Raw genomic sequence first — 17,798 nt, 5'->3', positions numbered from 1 at the left:
GGCCGCGCCACCGCCGGGTCCACCGAGTCGCGAACGCGGACATTCCGGACGAGGATGGCGAATCGTGGACCTCGGTGCCCCCACGGCGCCCCCCGGGAGGTGGACAGGGATGTCCGAGCTCATCGTCATCGGCTACGACGACCTCGACCGGGCCGAGCAGGCGTTCGGCACGGTGCAGGAGCTCCAGCGCGACCAGGTCGTGCGCCTGAACGGACTCGCGGTCGTCTCCGTCGACACCGAGGGCCGCACCCACGTCGACACGTCCAGCCGCGTCGTCGGCGCCACCGCCGCCACCGGCGCCCTGTGGGGAGCGATCTTCGGGATCCTCTTCCTGCTGCCGGGCGTCGGCCTCCTCACCGGCGCGGCCCTCGGCGGCCTGGTCGGCAGGCTCGCCAAGTCCGGGGTCGACGACCGGTTCCGCGAACAGGTCGGCGAACTCCTCAGGCCGGGCTCCGCGGCCGTCGTCCTCATGGCCTCGAAGATCACCGAGGACAAGTTCACCGCCGCCCTGCAGCGGCACGGCGGCACGCTCCTCAAGACCTCGCTCAGCGACCAGGACGAGAAGGAGCTCGCCGAACAGCTCACCGGACCCCCGTAGCCGTGCCCCCGGCACCCGTAGCCCCCGGCACACGTCCAGGCGGCCCCGGCACCCGCGTCCCGGCGGCCCCGTGGGCCCTCCGGTGCCGGATCCGGCGGCTCCCCCAGACCACCCGGCGGCCCCCCGGACCCCCCGGCCCCCGGCAGCCCTCACGCGAAAGGCCCCCCATGCACCCCGCGCTCAGCACCGACGTGCTCGCCGACCTGCGACGGCCCCGGCCCTACCCCGCCCTGTCGCTCGTGATGCCGACCCACCGCCGCGAGCCGGACAACACCCAGGACCCCGTCCGGCTGCGCAACCTGCTGGCCCGGGCGGAGAAGGCCCTCCAGGAGGACCCCGCCGTCACCCGGGAGCGGCGCGCGGACGTCCTGGGCGAGCTGCGGCGGGCCGCCGCCGACGTCGACCTCGCCCACGCCGAGGAGGGCCTCGTCATCCATGTGGCCCCCGGCGAGCACCACGTGTGGTCGCTGGCCCGGAGCGTTCCCGAACGCGTCGTCGTCGCCGACACCTTCCTCACCCGCAACCTCGTCGCCGCCGAGGCCGCCGAACGGCCCTACTGGGCCCTGGCCCTGGCAGCCGACCGGATCTCGCTGTGGAGCGGCGGACCGGAGCGGGCCGTCGAGCACACGGAGGACGGCTTCCCGCTGACGCGGAGCCTCGCCGACCCGGACGCCGAGCGCAAGGAGCGGGTCGGCGACCTGCCGAGCACCTTCCGCGACGAGGACGCGCGGTCCTTCTTCCGCGCGGCGCACGAGGCCCTGCGGACCGTCCTCGCCTCCTCGCCCCGCCTGCTGTACGTGATCGGCGAGGCGCCCGCGGTCGCCCTCCTGGAGGAGACCGGCCCGCTGCCGCAGGGCACGACCTCCGTCCCGCACGGCGGCCTCGCCGCCGGACCCGAGGACGCCGTGCGCAAGGCGCTCGCCCCGCTCCTCGCCGCGCAGCGGGAGGCCCTCACCACCACCGTGCTGGCCGAGCTGGACGCGGCGCGCGGCCGGCACGAGTACGCCGGCGGCCTCGACGAGGTCCATCAGGCGGTGCGGGACGGCAGGATCCGGCTGCTCGCCGTCGAGGAGCACTTCCGCACCACCGTGACCGACCACGGCGGCCACCTGGAACCCGCGCGGAGCTCCGACCTCGACTCCCGCGACGACATCGTGGACGAGATCGTCGAACAGGCCCTGGAGACGGGCGCCGAGGTGCGGTTCGTGCCCGACGACGCCCTCACGGACTCCGCCCGCATCGCGGCCGTCCTGCGCTACTGACCATGACCGATCCCCACACGGCACCGGAGGAACCCGGCGTGCACACCTCGGAACCCAGGCGACGACCGATCCGCGTCAGGACGGCCCGGTCCAGGGCGGCGGGCGCCGCCCTGGCCGTCGTCCTCACCACGCTCGGCGCGGCCGGCCTCGCGGCCTGCGACGGCGGCGGCGACGACAGCACCGGCACCCCGACGTTCAGCGACCGGCCCTCGGCGCCGGACACCGCGTCGTTCTCCGGCGAACCGCCCTCCGCCGCCGCCTCGGCGGCGGAGTCGCGCATCGCCTCCGCCCAGGCGTCCGCGTCCTCCGCCGCGGCGTCGGCCTCCGCGCGGGAGGCCGAGCGCAAGGCGTCGATCGGCGCCGAGGTCGAACGCTCCCGCCAGGCCGCGCAGAACGCGCTGAAGGGCGTCGAGGGCAGGGGCAACGCCCTGAGCGAGGTCGCCATGACCGGCAAGCCGCGGGCCGACGCCGGCGGCCTGCTCGCCGTCGTCGTCACCATCACCAACAAGACGGACGAGAAAGCCTCCTACGCCGTCCAGGTCGACTTCCTCGACTCCTCCGGCAAGGTCGTCGAGACCCAGTTCACCGGCGCGGAGGACCTCCCGCCCGGCGGCCGCGCCCAGCCCCTGGTCATCAGCCGCGAGCCGGCCGAACCGGTGCTGACGCCGCGGCTCACCAAGGCCCAGAGGTACTGAGAACCGAGAGGGGATCCCCCGCATGTCCGAACTCATCGTCATCGGCTACGACGACCACGCCGTCGCGACCAAGGCGTTCAAGACGGTCCAGAAGCTCCGTGACGACCATGTCGTCACCCTCACCGGTCTCGCCGTCGTCCGGGTCGACGAGGACGGCGAGACCCATGTGGACACCCCCGCGAAGAGCGAGGAGATCGCCCTCTCTGCCACGGCCGGCGCCCTCTGGGGCCTGGTCTTCGGGATGGTCATCCTCACCCCGGTCATGGGCGTGGTGGGCGCGGCCATCGGCGGCCTCATCGGCAAGCTCAACCAGATGGGCGTCGACAAGGACTTCCGCAAGAAGGTCAGCGACCTCCTGGAGCCCGGCTCCGCCGCCGTCGTGATCATGGCCTCCAAGATCACCGAGTCCCGGTTCGCCGCGGCCATGGAGCCCTTCGGCGGCACCGTCCTCAAGACCTCCCTCCCGGAGGCCGGCGAGCGCGAGCTCGCCGAGCAGCTCGCGGGCCCCGAGACGGCCGCCTGACACCGGAGCCGTACTCCCCCCGCCCCGCGATCGGGCCGCTGCCCCTCCGTCCCTGCGGAGGGGCAGCGGCCCGTTCGCGACCCGGGGGACCGGGCCTTCAGAAGTCGACCGCGTCCCGGACCAGCGGGCACGTCATGCAGTGGCCGCCGCCGCGCCCCCGGCCGAGTTCCGCGCCGACGATGGTGACGACCTCCACCCCCGCCTTGCGCAGCAGGGCGTTGGTCTGGGTGTTGCGGTCGTACGTGAAGACCACGCCGGGCTCGACGGCGACGGCGTTGTTGCCGCTGTCCCACTGCTGGCGCTCGGAGGCGTACACGTCCCCGCCGGTCTCGATCACCCGCAGCTCGGGCAGGCCGAGCCCCCTGGCGACGACGTCGACGAACGGCGTGGTGCCCTCGTCGGTGATCTCGACCCCCGGGGCCTTGTCGGCGGGCCGCAGCGAGAAGGTGTGGACGGCGTCCATGATCGCCGGGTAGAGCGTGACGATGTCGCGGTCGGCGAAGGTGAAGACGGTGTCGAGGTGCATGGCCGAACGCAGCTTCGGCATCCCGGCCACGATCACGTGCCGGGCCGCGCCCCCGCGGAACAGCGAGGCGGCGACCTGCGTGATGGCCTGGCGCGACGTCCGCTCGCTCATCCCCATCAGGACGACGCCGTTGCCGACGGGCATGATGTCGCCGCCCTCGAACGTCGCCTGGCCCCAGTCCTGTTCCGGGTCGCCCCACCAGACCGTCGCGTCCCTGAAGTCGGGGTGGAAGGTGTAGACGGCCTTCATGAGGAGGGTCTCGCCGTGCCGGGCGGGCCAGTACAGCGGGTTCAGGGTCACGCCGCCGTACAGCCAGCAGGTCGTGTCACGGGTGTACAGCGTGTTCGGCAGCGGCGGCATGAGGTACTCGCGCGCGCCCACGCCCTCGCGGGCCAGCGCCACGTACCCGGAGCGGAACGCGTCCGGCAGGTCCGCCGTGGACAGCCCCCCGATCAGGAACTCCGCCAGCTCGCGCGGCGGCAGCGACTCCAGGAACGCCCGCGTGTCGTCGACGAGTCCGAGGCCGACCTCGTTGGGGACGATCTTCCGGTCCAGGAGCCACGTCCGGGCCTCGGGGATCGCCATCGTGTCCGCGAGCAGCCGGTGCAGCTCGACCACCTCGACCCCGCGCCGCGTCAGCTCGACGACGAAGTCCGCGTGGTCCCGCTGCGCGTTCTCCACCCACATCACGTCGTCGAACAGCAGGTCGTCGGAGTTGGTCGGGGTCAGCCGCCGGTGCGCGAGACCGGGTGCGCAGACCAGGACCTTCCGCAGGCGTCCGACCTCGGAGTGGACGCCGAGCACGGACGCGCCCGTCGAGGTGTCAGAAGTCATGGTGCTGCTGCCTTTCCTGGCGGGGGACGGGTGGGCGGGCGGCCGGGCACCGGCCGGGCCGGCGGGGCGCGGTCACAGCTCGATCCAGCCGAGCGCGAGCGCGACGACACCGACCGCCGCCCCGGCGACGGAGACCGCGCAGAGGACGGCCTCGCCCGGCGAGAAGAGCCGCCGGTCCTGCTCGCGCCTGGCCTTGACGAACAGGAAGGTGGCGGGGGCGTAGAGGATGAAGGAGACGAGGACGAACTTCAGTCCGGCCGCGTAGAGCAGGAACGCCGTGTAGAGGGTGGCGACGGCGGCGACGACCAGCTCGCGCCGGGTGCTCCGCCCCACCGCGCCCTCCTGCCGCGGCCGCAGCGCGATCTTCAGCGCGAAGCCGGCGGCCAGCAGGAACGGGATGAGGCTCAGCGCGCTCGTCAGGTCGAGCGCGAAGTTGAACGCGTCGTCGGAGAAGGCCGTGACGACCAGGACGACCTGGCTGAGCGAGGTCGTCATCAGCAGCGCCGGTACGGGCACGTCGTCGCCGCTCGACCGCCCCAGGAACCGGGGCATGTCCTTGTCCTTGGCGGCGACGAACAGCACCTCGGCCGCCATCAACGTCCAGGCCAGGTAGGCGCCCAGGACGGAGATGATCAGGCCGACGCTGACGAACACCTGGCCCCAGGTGCCCACGGCCGCCTCCAGGACACCCGCCATCGACGGCTGCCGCAGCTCGGCGATCTCGCTCATCGGCAGGATCCCGTACGACACGATCGTCACCGACGCGAAGATCGCGAAGACGCTCAGGAAGCCCAGCACCGTCGCCCGCCCGACGTCCTCCCGCCGCTTCGCGTGCCGCGAGTACACGCTCGCGCCCTCCACCCCCAGGAAGACGAACACGGTGGCCAGCATCGTTCCGCGCACCTGGTCGAAGAGGGAGCCCGCGTAGTCGGCGCCGCCGAAGTTGTCCGCGAACACCGACGGCTCGAAGTAGAACAGCGTCAGGATGACGAAGACCAGGATGGGCACGAGCTTGGCGACCGTCACGATCCGGTTGATCGCCGCGGCCTCCTTCACCCCCCGCCGGATCAGCAGGAAGAACGCCCACAGCCCCACCGACGACAGCACGATGGCGAGCGCCGTGTCCCCGTCCCCCAGCGCCGGGGCGATCGCCCCGATCGTCGACATGATCAGCACCCAGTAGGTCACGTTCCCCACACAGGCGCTCGCCCAGTACCCGAAGGCCGAGAAGAAGCCCAGGTACTCCCCGAACCCCGCCTTCGCGTACGCGTAGACCCCCGCGTCCAGGTCCGGCCTGCGCACCGCCAGCGTCTGGAACACGAACGCGAGCATCAGCATGCCCACCCCCGCGACCGCCCACGCGATCAGCGCCCCCGCGACGCCCGTCTCCTGCGCGAACCTGCGCGGCAGCGAGAACACCCCCGCCCCCACCATCGACCCGACCACCATCGCGGTCAGCGTCAGCAGCGTCAGCTTCGCCGCCGGCGGCGCCCCACCCGCCCTCGTCTCGACACCAGCGTCCACGTCGGCCATACGCCACCTCGTACTCCGCCAAGTCCCGCTACCACCCCCACCCTCCCCCCGGAATCTAATCCACCCCCACCCCTTTGTCCCGATTTACACCCCCATCCCCCGCGCCCCCCACCGACCCCGGACACGCCGAAGGGCACCCAGTGACATCACTGGGTGCCCTTCGACTTTCTGTGCCCCCGGCAGGATTCGAACCTGCGACACCCGCTTTAGGAGAGCGGTGCTCTATCCCCTGAGCTACGAAGGCGTGGGTGGTGAGGACCGGTGAGGGTGGGCTCGCCGCCGCCAGTGTAGCGGGTGGAGGTGCGGGGGGAGGGGTGGTGGGGGAGGGGGGCTACTCGAAGGTGAAGGTGAAGGCGGCCTGGACGCGGCGGGCGACTTCGGCGAGGCCGTCGACGTCGTCGGCGGTGATGAGGGCCTCGGTGAAGAAGTTCTCCTGGTCCATGGAGGTGACGCGGAAGTTCTCGAACTGGTAGCCGTCGACGACGCCGGGGATGCGCTTGAGGTCGTCGACGGGGGTGGCTTCGACGAGGACGCCGACGCGGTCGGCCTCGAAGGGGAGGAGGGCGAGGAGTTCGTCGTTGCGGGTGCTGTCGGCGAGGGCGGCCGCGTCGTCCGTGCCGAGAGCCATCAGGACCGAGGCGTGGATGGGGTCGACGCCGCAGGTGCGGAGGGTGGCGGCGCGGTGGAGTCCGCCGCCCGGGCGGGGGTTGATCTCGATGAGCTCGGCGCGGCCGTCGAGGGCGGCGCGGCCCTCGACGTGGAGCCAGCCCGTGGTGATGCCCGACTTCCCGCACAGGGTGGAGACGCGCTCGGCCAGGTCGAGGGCGCCGCGGCGGACGTGGTCCGAGGGCGGCGGGGAGATCCGCAGGCCGGCGTCGTGGTGGCGGTCCTCGTCGTGCTGGGTCTTCTCCACGGTGAAGAGGGCGTGGAAGCGGCCGTCGACCACCGGGCCGTCGACGGAGAACTCCGTCCCCGGCACGTACTGCTCGACGATCACCCGGAGGTCCTCGCCGGCGGCGTCGGAGATCTCCCGCAGGGCGGCGGCGAGCCGGCCGGCGTCGTCCGCGCGGCGCACGAGCCGGGACGAGCCCGAGTCCTCGGCCGGCTTGACGATGACGGGGAAGACGGTGACGGCCGCCGGGTCGAGGGCGCCGGCCGGACCGGCGGTGAAGCGCACGTCGGAGAGGCCGAGGCGGCGCATCTCCTCGCGCACCCTGGCCTTGCTGAGGAGGATCTCCCTGCCGGGCTCGTCGCCGGGCAGTCCGTAGTGGCGGGCCACCCGGAGCTGCCAGGACAGCAGCGGTTCGACGAAGTTGACGACCGCGGTCGGGACGACGCCCGCCGCGTCGACCGCCTTCACGAGGTCGTCGAGGCCGTCCCGGTCCCAGTCCACGACGACATGGGCGGCGCAGGCGGAGCGGTTGACGTCCTCCGGCTCGCTCGACACCAGGACGGGGCGCCGGCCGGACTCCTCCAGCATCTGCGCCACGACACGGACCCCGCCCGCGAACCGTTTCGAGAAGATCAGCACATCCGTCGACAGGGCCATCGGTCGTTCCTTCGTTCAGGGTGGGGCGGAGAGGGGGGCGGGGTGGTCAGGAGGGGGAGGAGGTCGTCTCGGGCGACGCGGCGCCGGTCCCGTCCGGGCGGCCGAGTTCCTGGGCCTCCTCCAGCGTCCGCGCCGTGCGGAGGGGGGAGAACATGAGCCAGGAGGAGACGACGAGGTACGACAGGCCGACGGCCCAGATCGCGCCGCGCGGCGACAGCGCGTCGGAGAGCGCGCCGCCGACGAAGGCGCCCAGCGGCAGGGTCCCGAGGGCGATCAGGCGGTAGCTGGCGGTGACCGCGCCGAGCTGGTTCTCCTGGGGGATGGCCTGGCGCAGACTCACCGCGAAGACGTTGAAGAGCGCCACGCCGAAGCCGTTCACCATGGTGGCGACGGAGGCGAGGACGGCGACGTACACGCCGAGCTCGGCGACGGCGGGGACGAGGAGCAGGCCGACGGCGGCGAGGACGACGCCCAGGGTCAGCATGAAGCCGACGGTGGACCGGGCGGCCAGCCGGGTGGCGGTGAGGGAGCCGACGAGGGCGCCGACGCTGCCGATGCCGATGATCAGGCCGATGGTGGCGCCGCTCATGTCCAGCTCGCGGACCGCGAACACCAGGAAGACGGTGAGGAAAGCCTGTTCGTGCAGGTTGGACAGGCCGGCCTGGACGCAGAGGTCGCGGATCGGGCGGATGGACCAGGTGTAGCGGAGCCCGGAGCCGATGGTCCGCAGCGTGGACTCGCGGGGCTGCGGGGGCGCTTCGACGCCGCGGAGCAGCGCTCCGCTGACGACGGCGCCGACGAAGAACGCGACGGTGACCGCGAGGGCGGGCGAGAGGCCGAAGCTGCCGATGAGGAAGCCGGCGGCCGAGGGGCCGGCCAGGGTGCTGATCGAGTACGTCGCCTGGTGCAGGCCGTTCGCCGTGGTGATGGAGCCGATGGGGACGATCTTCGGGAGGGTGGACTGGTAGGCCACCTCGTAGAAGACCGTCGCGGTGCCGATGACGGCGGCCGCCACCAGGAGTTGGGTGAAGTCCAGTCCGCCGGTGGCCTGGAAGACGCCCAGCAGGGCGAGCGCGCCGCCCCGGGCGAGGCTGCTGACGACCAGCGTGCGGCGCGGCGGGTGGCGGTCGACCATCACGCCGGCGACGAGGGAGAGGAGGACGACGGGGACGAACTGGACGGCGGAGAGGAGTCCCACGGCGGTGCCGTCCGCGTGGAGGTGGCTGACGGCGATCAGCGGCAGGAGGAAGTTCGCCAGCTGGGCGCCGAAGTGCGCCGACGTCTCCCCGATCCAGACGGTGCGAAAGTTCGCGTTGCCTTTCAGTAGGGACCGGACTTCTCCGTTGAATGCTGGCACGCCCGCCCCCGGTGATCTCTTGTGGATGGAATAAATGTGACCCTAGCATGCCGTACGAATGCCCGCTAGCATGTGCCGGGCGCCCCTCGGTGACCTCTCTCGGAATGATAGGGATAGCGTGTGACTGAATATTCTGGACTTACGGCCGAAGAAGTCGGGATGCTTCCCTCGGAAGAGGATGTGAAGCTGTACGCCGAGCGCGGCTGGTACCTCTCGGAAAAGCTGCTGACCGATGAGGAGACCGAGGCGCTCACGCAGGCCAGCGAGCGCTTTTATGCAGGTCAGCGCGATCGGGTGTTGCCGGTGCGGCCGGACAGGCTGGCCGACTGGACCCCTGCGGACGGCGAGGTCCAGCGTAATAGCGACTACATCCATTATCAGGACGAGGTCATCGCGAGAATTCTTCGCAAGCCCATTGTCGGGGCCGTCGCGGCCCGCCTTGCGAAGGCTTCGGAAATACGGGTTTTCCAGGCGACGCTGATTTACAAGCCGCCGATCGTGGAGGAGGCTTCGAATATCGTCTCCTGGCATTTCGACAAATTCTTCTGGCCGACCTGTTCTTCGGACCGGATGTTGACCGCCTTCATTCCCTTCCATGAGTGCACGGAGGAATCCGGCACGATCGAGATGGTGAACGGAAGCCACCTCTGGCCGAAGCGCCACGGGGCGGAGAGGCCGGCCGGCGACCCGGCGGACCGGGCGCGCGAGTACCTGCTGAACGGTGACGCGGACCGGAACGGCGCCGTGGTGGAGAAGGTCCCGGTCCACATCCCCCGGGGCCACATGACCTTCCACCACTGCCACCTGTACCACGGCAGCGGCCTCAACCGGAGCGCCCACCCGCGGCGGGCCGTCTCGCTCCACCTCCAGGACGAGACGAACGAGTACCGCCACCACACGCTGTCGACCGGCCGGCAGCAGCCGTACAAGCACGACTCCCTGGTGCGCACCACCGCCGCGGGCCTGCCCGACTACACCGACCCCGAGATCTGCCCGGTGCTCTGGCCGGTGCCCGGCGGGGCGACCCCCGCGACGGGCTGACCCCGGCCGGCCGCACCGGCCGGACCGACCCCGGCCGGCTACTCCGGGCCGAGCGAGGCGAAGTCCCAGTCCGCCGCGTCCGCACCGCCGCCGCCCTCGGCCAGCAGGGTGTCCGCGAGCTTCCGGTCGGCCGCCTCGTCGCGCCGGAGGCCGGGCGCCGCGGCGAGCGGAAGCGGTACGACGGCGGCCCAGACCGGGTAGAGGGAGGCGCCGCGGCGCACCTTCGCCTCCAGCGCGGAGAGCCCCAGGTGCAGGGAGGTCATCCCGGTGCGCTCCATGTGCCGCAGCGGCTCGTAGTACACGGCGTTGAAGTACTCGAAGGCGTTGCGGGTCCGGGTGTAGTCGAAGCCGGCGACCCGTGCGTAGAAGGTGTCACGCCAGGCGAAGCAGAGGTTGGCGCCGACCAGCGTCCCCTCCTCGTCGACGCAGCGGAAGACGGTGCTGAGCTCGTCCAGGCACCGGGCCTGGATGCTGAGGAAGGCGTGGATCTCCGCCGGGTCGAGCGAGGCGTTGTACCGGTCCATCGTCTGGCCGACCAGCGGCGCGAACTCGTCGACGCAGGCCGACAGGGGTGCCGTCTCCAGGCGGAGCCCGGAGCGTTCGAAGCGGCGCATCTCGTAGTCGCGCTTGACCACGACGCGGCCGAGCTTGCCGCGGTAGGACTCGAAGGTGCCCCCCTCGTTGCGGAGGACGGCCTCGGCGGCGCGCAACTGGGCCCGGACCGGGTGGATTCCGGCCAGGAGCCGGAGGCTGTCGGTGGTGAGACAGTCGAAGAGCAGCGCGTCGCAGCCCAGTTCGGCCGCCTTCTCCCCGGCCCCCGCGACCAGGTCGGCGAGGGCGCCCCGCGCCGACTCCGGGTCCGGGGACAGCAGGAACTCGTTGTGGTAGCCGGTACGGGTGCCCACCCGCAGCACCCGGTGGCCCTCGGCGACGGCGGGCAGCGCGGGGGCGTTCCGGTCCGGGAAGTCGTAGTACGGGGTGGCGGCGACGAGGGTGCCGCCGTCCTCCACGGTGACGTAGCCGGCCGTGGCGAAGTCGGGCCGCTCCTGGCCGCGCAGCCACGCGTGGCTCTGGTAGAAGCAGCTGCCCGGTACCAGGCCGTCCCAGACGTCCCGGCCGATGTCGGCGATCGAGTCCAGGTGTGTCACATCTGCCATGCTCGGTTCCGTTCCTTCCTCGTTCTGGGGCGGTGGGGCCGGGGGTCAGACCAGCCAGGCTTCGGTGTCCAGGCCGCCGGTGACGAACCGGCCGTACTCCTCGCCGAAGGCGGTCGCCTCGGCGCGGTTCCTCTCCCGTACGGCCTGCTCGTCGGCGTCCAGGGGCCGGTCGACGCCGACGAGCACCGTGTACACCGGGCGGGGCTGGGCGCCGCGTGCCAACTTGGCCTGGAACGTGCCCAGTCCGAGATGGATCTCGCGTGCGGTGCGTCCGGTGCCGGTGGCGATGGGGTGGTAGAAGACGAGGTTGAAGTAGTCGGCCAGGTTCGGCACCGAGTAGTCGAAGCCGGCGACCCGCGCGTACACCATGTCGCGCTGGCGGTAGCGCAGGGCGAAGCCGATCGGGCGGCCCTCGTCCTCGACCAGGAGCAGCGTGCTGCACGCGCCGAGGTGGCGGCCCTGGCGGTCGTAGACGGCCCGGGCGCGTTCCTCGCCGAAGGCGTGGCCGTGCTTGCGCATCAGCGCGCTGTTCAACGGGGCGATCACGTCGACGGCGTCCGGGAGCGCCACCTCGCGGACGGTCCGCCCGCTGTTGCGGAAGTCGCGCATCTCGCGCCGGGCCCGGGGGCGGCGGCCGGAGGGGAGCCAGGCCAGGTACGCGTCGACGTCCTGCCAGAGTCCGACCGGCAGGACGGTCTCGACGTCGTGGTAGAGCAGCACGGCGCCGTCGCCGGCGTGGGCGCGGGCCACCTCCAGCGCCTCCTCGCGCGGCAGGTAGTAGTAGGCGAGGACGCTCGCGCCCGCGGCCTCGGCGTCCTTCAGCGCCTGGGCGGTCAGGGCGTCCACCGCGTCCGTCCGCTCCTGCGCGGTGACGCCTTCCCGCCCGGGCAGCTGGCCGCGGAACTCCGACCAGCCGGCGCCGATGGCCAGCGGCGACTCCGCGACGCGGGCGAGACGGGCGTCGGCGACGAGACCGGTGAGGAGGTCGGCGGGGGTGTAGAGGCCGTGGGGCGGGCTCAGGAAGGTGTACGTCTCCGCTCCGGCGACCGGCGTCCCGGCGGCGTCGCGCGCGATGAGGTGCCGGCCCGCGGCGCCCGGGGGCAGCTCCTCCTCGCGGACCCCGAGGAACCCGCTGGTGGAGTAGATGGTGGCGCCGTCGGTGAGGGCGTCCCAGTCGGTGGTCGGCAGCTCGCCGAGGGAGGCGTAGGAGGAGACGTGCATGGGTGAACTCCAGGGGGTGGCAAGGGCGGTGGACGATGCGTGACCAGCCTGTCAGGTGATCATTTCAGGAGGGACCGCACGTTTCCGCCCCGCGCGCGGACGAGCAGGACGTCGGTGTCCCCGAGCCGGTCGAACAGCTCCTGGTTGGCGGCCTGTTGGGCGCGGCGGACCTTCAGGGCGTACCAGAGGATCGAGCGCGGGCCCACGACGGACCAGAAGGTCTCGCGGACCCCGCCCCACAGTTCCTCCCGGCGTATCCAGCGGCGCAGCGTGCGCCGGAGCAGCCGTGGCCAGGCCACGGCGAGCGGGGGGTCCACCCAGACGACGCAGTCCGCGCGGTCGGCGAAGGCGTCGACGGCGTCGGGAAATTGGCCGTCCACGACCCAGTGTCCGGCGGCGAGCTCCTTCTCGATCCGCGCCCGGAACTCCTCGGTCTCCACGGGGGCCCAACCAGGGCCCCAGTAGAGGGCGTCGAGGGTGACGGGGGAGAGGCCCGCGCGGTCGGCGAGGGCCGCGGCGAGCGTCGACTTGCCGCACCCCGGGCCGCCGACGATCCAGACGCGGCGCGCGCTCGCGAGGCTCCTCAGCGGGGATCCGGGCACATCGCCTCCAGCCATCGGGCCACCCCTTCCTCGTCGTGGTGTCCGGTCACGGCGTCGGCGAGCGCCGACACCTCGGGGGCCGCGTTGGCGACGGCCACGCCGGTTCCGGCCGCGGTGAGCAGCCCCGCGTCGTTCGGCGCGTCGCCGAACGCGAGGACCCGGTCCCAGCCGACGCCGGTCTCCTCCAGAAGGCACGCGACCGCCGACACCTTGTCCGCCTCCGGTGCCGAGATCTCCAGCAGCCCGGGTGCGGACGAGGTCCACCGCACGGCGCCGCGGACGCCGAGTGCGGGAAGCCGCCGGCCGGCGCCGAGGTGGACCATGAGGCACAGGACGGGAAGGTCGTCGGGGACCGCGTGGACGCGCCCGGCCGCGGCGGGGCCACTGGCCAGGACGTCGGGCCAGCCGGGGCCGAGCAGCCGGTCGTGTTCCCGGTCGACGGCCCAGACGGGCCGCCGGGGCAGGCCGGACCCGTCGGACCCGGCGGACCCGTCGGACCCGTCGGTCCGGGCGGATCCCTCGGACCCGTCGGACCCGTCGGACCCGGCGGATTCCTCGGACCCGTCGGCCGCGGCAGGTTCCGCGCGTTCCGCCTGTTGCGGGAGTCCCGGGAGGTCCGGGAGTTCCGAGACCTCCGCCAGTGCGGCGCGGACCGTGGCCGGGGACATCGCGCGGACGCGCCGCACCCGCCCGCTGTCCAGCTCGCTGACGAGCGCGCCGTTGGACGACACGAGCAGGGCGCCGAGACCGGACGCGCCGGCGAGGACCGCGCGGGCGGACCAGGCCGGCCGGGCGGTCGCGAAGACGATGCGGGTCCCCGCCGCCGCGGTCGCGCGCAGCGCGGCGAGGGTGCGCTCGCCCACCGTGGCGTCCGCGCGCAGCAGGGTTCCGTCGAGATCGGTGACGACGACAGCCGGGCGGCTGTCCCCGGGGGTGCGGGGACGGCCGCTCGGCTGCGGGTGGGGCGTACGGGTCACTTCGCGGACGGGCCCTCGTGCGGGGAGGCGGGCTCGCGCGGCGGCGGCATGCGGTGGACGATCGAGGCCGCGTACCGGTGGTAGTGCCACTGCTCGTACCCGAGGTGGCTCTCTCCGTAGATGCCCAGGTCGGCGTTTTCGAAGACCTCCCAGCCGGGCCGCTCGATGATCTCCGCCATGCCGGCCGTGTCCGGGTAGTAGCCGCACTGGCGCTCGTCGTCGTTGAGCGCGATGAGCCACTCGCCGAAGAAGAGGCCGCCGGGCGCGACCATGTCCATCGCGTGGTGGATGAGCGACCTGAGCGAGTGGGCGCGGTTCGGGGCCATGGACCACAGGCCGCTGCCCATCACGAGCTGGAAGTCGCCCTCGGCCGGGAGGGTCATGTAGTCCTGCTCCACGACGGTGCAGCGATCCTCCAGGCCCTCCGCCGCGAGCCGGTCGCGCAGCCCCACGATGTCGTGGTGGCCGTCGGCCAGGTCCAGTTCCCCGCCGTCGAGGAAGAGGTCGTCGGTCTCGACGCCGACGACCTCCCAGCCGGCGCGGAGCAGGGGCAGGGCGAACTTCCCGTCGGACGCGCCGAGTACGCAGGCGCGCGGCCGGACCCGGTGGGCGTACTCGCCCAGCGGGATGTAGCGCGAGAGGGCGGGGAAGTGGGAGTGGTACCTGCCCCAGTAGCTCTTGTGGTCGACGTCCAGCACGTGTCCCCCTGTGGAACGGTTCTCGGTGGTGTGGTTCACGCCGACGCCTCGGCGACGGACTCGGCCGCGCTGTTGCGGACGCTGCCCCACCGCTTGGCGGCGGTCTCGTGGATGAACCAGATGTCGTCCTCCGTGAGGAGCTTGGAGACGACCTCCGGGTATGCCTCCTCGAAGTACGTGAAGGGAGGCCGGTTGTCCTTCCGCGAGTGGTAGTCGAGGCGGTCCTGGCCGTGGGCGGCCGTGATCGCCGTACCGGGGTGGTACGTGAGGATGTTCGGGCTCGCCATGACGAGCAGTTCGTCGTCGATGAGCAGGCCGATCTCCTCGATCGTCTCCTCCATCGTGTCCCGGTCCTCGCCGTCGAGGCCGAAGAGGACCGAGCTGCCGACCCGGATGCCGTGGTCCCTGATCATGGTGAGCGCCTCGCGCACCTTGCTCACCCACGCCTCGGGGTTGCGGCGCAGCAGGTTCTTGCCCACGTGCCGCATGACCTGCTGGGCCATGCTCTCGATGCCGATGTAGACGTAGGTGCAGCCGCTGCGGCGCATCAGCTCCAGGGCGGCGTGGACCTCGTCGGTCTTCGCGCGGTTGAGGACGACGTCGACGGTGAGCTGCGCGCCCCATTCGAAGGGGACGTCGCCGGGGAGGTCCTCGCACTGCCGCATCAGGTCGTGGCAGAAGTCCGTGATCGCCTTCCAGTTGCCGCCCCAGAAGACGGGGTCGTCGAAGAAGGACGCCTCCGCGCCCCAGTCGATCAGCTGCCGGATGCGGCGGGCCGCGTGCTCGGTCTCGCTCACCGCGAAGCGGGTGGGCCGGTTGGAGACCTGGATGCTCTCGGAGCAGAACGTGCATTTGAAGGGGCAGGCGTCCAGCGTCATCATGTGCGCCGTACGGCTGCCGAGAGCCGAGCTGTTGGCCAGGGTGAAGACGCCGAAGCGGGAGCGGATGGAGAACGCCTCGTAGGGCGAGGGGAGTTCGGTCGAGGTGAGCCGCTTGCCCCGGACGGGGACCACGACCGCCTCGTCGGGGGTGAGTCCGACGACGCTGCCCGAGCCGGTGAGGTCCTCGTGGGCCCGGCCGAGGAGGGTGAGCGCGTCGAGGACGTCCTCGACGGGGGTGGGGCCGAAGCCGGGTTCGGCGACGAGCGACACCGCCTGGAGGAGCAGGTCGAGCAGGGGTGCTCCGTCGCCCGCGACGACGAAGTCGACCGCCCGCGGGCCGCGGCCGTCGTGGACCACCTCGACGGTGCTGCACCAGGAGAGGTCCACCGTGCCGGTGGCCTGCTGGTACCGGACCGTCTCGTCGGCGTGCCGGCCGCCGATGACGACGACGCAGCCGGGCGCGTGGGTCTTGGCCAGCTCGGCCATCTCCAGCGCGTAGCGGTGGGCCGCGGAGACGGCGCTGAGCAGGACCACCTTGGGCCGCAGGGCGCGCAGTTCGGCGACGTAGCGGTCACGGGCCAGGTCGTCCCAGATGCGGGGGTCGAAGACGTGGCCGTCGGTGGTGGGGTTGTCGGCGATCGCGGTGGTCCGCGGTGCGCCGGCCGCGCGGCGGTACTCGGCGGTGGGGTAGTCGCCCCAGTCCGGGCAGACGTCGTCGAGTCCGGGGGCGTCGGGAAGGCCGGCGTGGAGGCGTGTCACCGAGCGCCGGATGGTCAGGGTCAGGGCCGCGTAGAGGCACATGGGGTCGCCGGGGTAGGCGATCTCCCCTCCGCGGCTGGTCGCCACGGGCACCAGTGCCGCCATGACCGGGTACCGGTACGCGGGTCGCCCGGGCGCCGACCGGAACAGCCGCCGGCGTCGGGCGACGCGCTCGTCGCGTTCCCGTCGGGCGTCCGCCGCGTCCGGACAGTGCGGCTCCAGCGGTGCGTGAACCGTTGTCCTCACGTGTGGAATCCGTTCTTCCGCGCGATCAGATCGCGGCGATCAGGTCCGCGACACCGGCGCTGGAGGAGGGGCTCGTGACGAGCGTGGTCCGGTCCCCCAGCTTGCGGTAGGCGTGGGTGGTCAGGCAGGCGCGGGCGACGTCGGCGAAGTCGGTGTTCGCCTTGTCCGCGGCGATGCGGTCCACGGCCGAGACGTCGCCCGACTCCGCGGCCTGCCGCAGCCGGAGCTCGAAGTCGATCAGTTCGCGCGCGGTCTCGCGGGCGCCTTCGGCGCTGCCGGGGAAGGCGGGCAGGGAGGCCGCCACGGCGGGCTCGTCGACGATCTTCCGGGCGACGCCGGCCTCGTTCTCGTAGAAGTGGAACGTGCCGGACTGGTGGATGTACGGGCCGCTCGGGACGTTCAGGAGGGAGGCCGCGTACTGCTGCATGCCCATGAACAGGAAGGCGTCGTAGGGCAGGACGGTGAGGGCCTGCTGGGCGCGCATCACGGTGAGCCAGGTCAGGGCGCCGTCCCGGAGGAAGAGGTGGACGCCGACGGCGCACGGGTACTCGCGCGACTGGCGGAAGTTGTCCTCGGGCTCCAGGACCAGGGCGAAGGCGCGGCGGTGGGCGGGGTCGCGGCCGATGCGGCCGACGACCTCCTCCAGCTGGTTGCCGTTGGCGGTGATGAGGCGGTGGCCGAAGGCGCCGCTCAGGGTGTGCTGGTCGTCCGAGTACTCGTGGGCGCCGCGGCGGTAGTACGCGGGCGTGCCGACGTCGTTGCGGCCGTCGAGCGACCAGGCGAGCAGGCCGAAGCAGTAGGAGAGGTTGATCGGCAGGTGGGGGCTGACCGCCAGACAGGAGGTGGGGCTCTCGATGCGGCTCTGGTAACCGATCAGCTCACGGTACGGGCGGTCGTTGCGGCCGAAGTCCGACGCCTTGGAGAGCGGGTCCCGGACGGAGGGCACCTCGCTGCCCTCGGCGAGGACGTCTCGCAAACCGGTCGTGTACGCATCCGCGAATGACTGATGAATGGTCATTGCACCCTTTCCTGGGAGGGATCCGGGGATGATCCGCCAACTTGCCTCAATTCGGACAAGGCGGTGCCGGCGGTCGGATCGGCAGGTGAAGGAGTCCACACCAGGTAGGAGGCGGTGTCAGGACCTCCGTGGGTGAGTGTGTCAGGTCTGCGGACGATAAATGTATGCGTCACGGACATTTTTCCGAAGTTGTTGACAGCGGTCTTCGGCGTTCGGATAGTGGGCACTCGAAATTTGCTGTTGCTGACGGCCGGGGGGCGAATCACGTCATGACGGGGCTCAATCCAATGAATCCGTGGCACCTTTCACCACGGTGGCGCA

Annotated in this window: 16 protein-coding genes and 1 tRNA gene; 5 read left to right on the top strand and 12 right to left on the bottom strand. The window is 72.1% G+C overall.

Translation table 11 applies throughout. The features are described from left to right. Positions 1 to 109: 109 nt before the first annotated feature. From AB0424_RS24700 to AB0424_RS24685, 4 genes are all read left to right on the top strand, one after another. A complete protein-coding gene (locus tag AB0424_RS24700; protein WP_366308701.1) occupies positions 110 to 598 on the top strand; it encodes a DUF1269 domain-containing protein in 489 nt (162 codons plus the stop codon). 167 nt (positions 599 to 765) lie between these two features. Further along, the gene (locus AB0424_RS24695; protein ID WP_366308700.1) at positions 766 to 1,860 is read left to right on the top strand and encodes a chemotaxis protein; all 1,095 of its coding nucleotides are present in this window, start codon (positions 766 to 768) and stop codon (positions 1,858 to 1,860) included. Between the two features lie 2 nt (positions 1,861 to 1,862). Further along, entirely contained in the window at positions 1,863 to 2,555 is a 693-nt protein-coding gene (locus AB0424_RS24690) for an FxLYD domain-containing protein (protein ID WP_366308699.1), read from the top strand. Between the two features lie 22 nt (positions 2,556 to 2,577). Beyond that, positions 2,578 to 3,078, top strand: a complete 501-nt coding sequence (locus tag AB0424_RS24685; RefSeq protein ID WP_366308698.1) for a DUF1269 domain-containing protein — start codon at positions 2,578 to 2,580, stop codon at positions 3,076 to 3,078. A gap of 97 nt (positions 3,079 to 3,175) precedes the next feature. Here the strand turns inward: AB0424_RS24685 and AB0424_RS24680 are convergent, their stop codons facing one another. The 5 genes from AB0424_RS24680 to AB0424_RS24660 all read right to left on the bottom strand — a co-directional run bounded on the left by AB0424_RS24680 (position 3,176) and on the right by AB0424_RS24660 (position 8,877). Further along, positions 3,176 to 4,438 carry an arginine deiminase gene (locus AB0424_RS24680; protein WP_366308697.1) on the bottom strand — a complete coding sequence of 421 codons (1,263 nt, stop codon included), beginning with the start codon at positions 4,436 to 4,438 and terminating at the stop codon, positions 3,176 to 3,178. Positions 4,439 to 4,510: 72 nt separating this feature from the next. Next, a complete protein-coding gene (locus AB0424_RS24675) occupies positions 4,511 to 5,971 on the bottom strand; it encodes a basic amino acid/polyamine antiporter (protein ID WP_366308696.1) in 1,461 nt (486 codons plus the stop codon). A 171-nt stretch (positions 5,972 to 6,142) separates the two neighbouring features. Continuing rightward, positions 6,143 to 6,215: transfer RNA gene (locus AB0424_RS24670), tRNA-Arg, on the bottom strand. Positions 6,216 to 6,302: 87 nt separating this feature from the next. Next, the gene (locus AB0424_RS24665; RefSeq protein ID WP_366308695.1) at positions 6,303 to 7,520 is read right to left on the bottom strand and encodes an ATP-grasp domain-containing protein; all 1,218 of its coding nucleotides are present in this window, start codon (positions 7,518 to 7,520) and stop codon (positions 6,303 to 6,305) included. Between the two features lie 46 nt (positions 7,521 to 7,566). Then, entirely contained in the window at positions 7,567 to 8,877 is a 1,311-nt protein-coding gene (locus tag AB0424_RS24660; RefSeq protein ID WP_366308694.1) for an MFS transporter, read from the bottom strand. 159 nt (positions 8,878 to 9,036) lie between these two features. Between AB0424_RS24660 and AB0424_RS24655 the strand changes: the two genes are divergently transcribed. Next, positions 9,037 to 9,918 (top strand): phytanoyl-CoA dioxygenase family protein, encoded by an 882-nt coding sequence (locus AB0424_RS24655; protein ID WP_366308693.1) that lies wholly within the window; start codon positions 9,037 to 9,039, stop codon positions 9,916 to 9,918. 38 nt (positions 9,919 to 9,956) lie between these two features. Here the strand turns inward: AB0424_RS24655 and AB0424_RS24650 are convergent, their stop codons facing one another. The 7 genes from AB0424_RS24650 to AB0424_RS24620 all read right to left on the bottom strand — a co-directional run bounded on the left by AB0424_RS24650 (position 9,957) and on the right by AB0424_RS24620 (position 17,477). Then, positions 9,957 to 11,075: a GNAT family N-acetyltransferase gene (locus AB0424_RS24650; RefSeq protein WP_366308692.1), complete on the bottom strand. Its 1,119-nt coding sequence runs from the start codon at positions 11,073 to 11,075 to the stop codon at positions 9,957 to 9,959. A gap of 45 nt (positions 11,076 to 11,120) precedes the next feature. Further along, complete coding sequence (locus AB0424_RS24645; protein WP_366308691.1) at positions 11,121 to 12,296, bottom strand: GNAT family N-acetyltransferase; 1,176 nt, start codon at positions 12,294 to 12,296, stop codon at positions 11,121 to 11,123. A gap of 59 nt (positions 12,297 to 12,355) precedes the next feature. Further along, a complete protein-coding gene (locus AB0424_RS24640) occupies positions 12,356 to 12,913 on the bottom strand; it encodes a hypothetical protein (RefSeq protein ID WP_366308690.1) in 558 nt (185 codons plus the stop codon). Then, on the bottom strand, positions 12,880 to 13,875 hold the full coding sequence (locus AB0424_RS24635; RefSeq protein ID WP_366308689.1) for an HAD family hydrolase: 996 nt from the start codon (positions 13,873 to 13,875) through the stop codon (positions 12,880 to 12,882). The genes AB0424_RS24640 and AB0424_RS24635 overlap by 34 nt, the downstream gene beginning before the upstream one ends. Then, positions 13,872 to 14,612, bottom strand: a complete 741-nt coding sequence (locus AB0424_RS24630) for a hypothetical protein (protein WP_366308688.1) — start codon at positions 14,610 to 14,612, stop codon at positions 13,872 to 13,874. The genes AB0424_RS24635 and AB0424_RS24630 overlap by 4 nt, the downstream gene beginning before the upstream one ends. Next, complete coding sequence (locus AB0424_RS24625) at positions 14,609 to 16,318, bottom strand: radical SAM protein (RefSeq protein WP_366308687.1); 1,710 nt, start codon at positions 16,316 to 16,318, stop codon at positions 14,609 to 14,611. Before AB0424_RS24625 ends, AB0424_RS24630 begins: the two co-directional genes overlap by 4 nt. Positions 16,319 to 16,484: 166 nt before the next feature. Further along, complete coding sequence (locus AB0424_RS24620; protein WP_366308686.1) at positions 16,485 to 17,477, bottom strand: thymidylate synthase; 993 nt, start codon at positions 17,475 to 17,477, stop codon at positions 16,485 to 16,487. Positions 17,478 to 17,798: the final 321 nt, after the last annotated feature.

The sequence above is a fragment of the Streptomyces sp. NPDC051180 genome, from assembly GCF_040689545.1.
Classification (GTDB): Bacteria; Actinomycetota; Actinomycetes; order Streptomycetales; family Streptomycetaceae; genus Streptomyces.
Note: the sequence above shows the minus strand (reverse complement) of the source record. Positions and strands in the feature narration are given on the sequence as shown.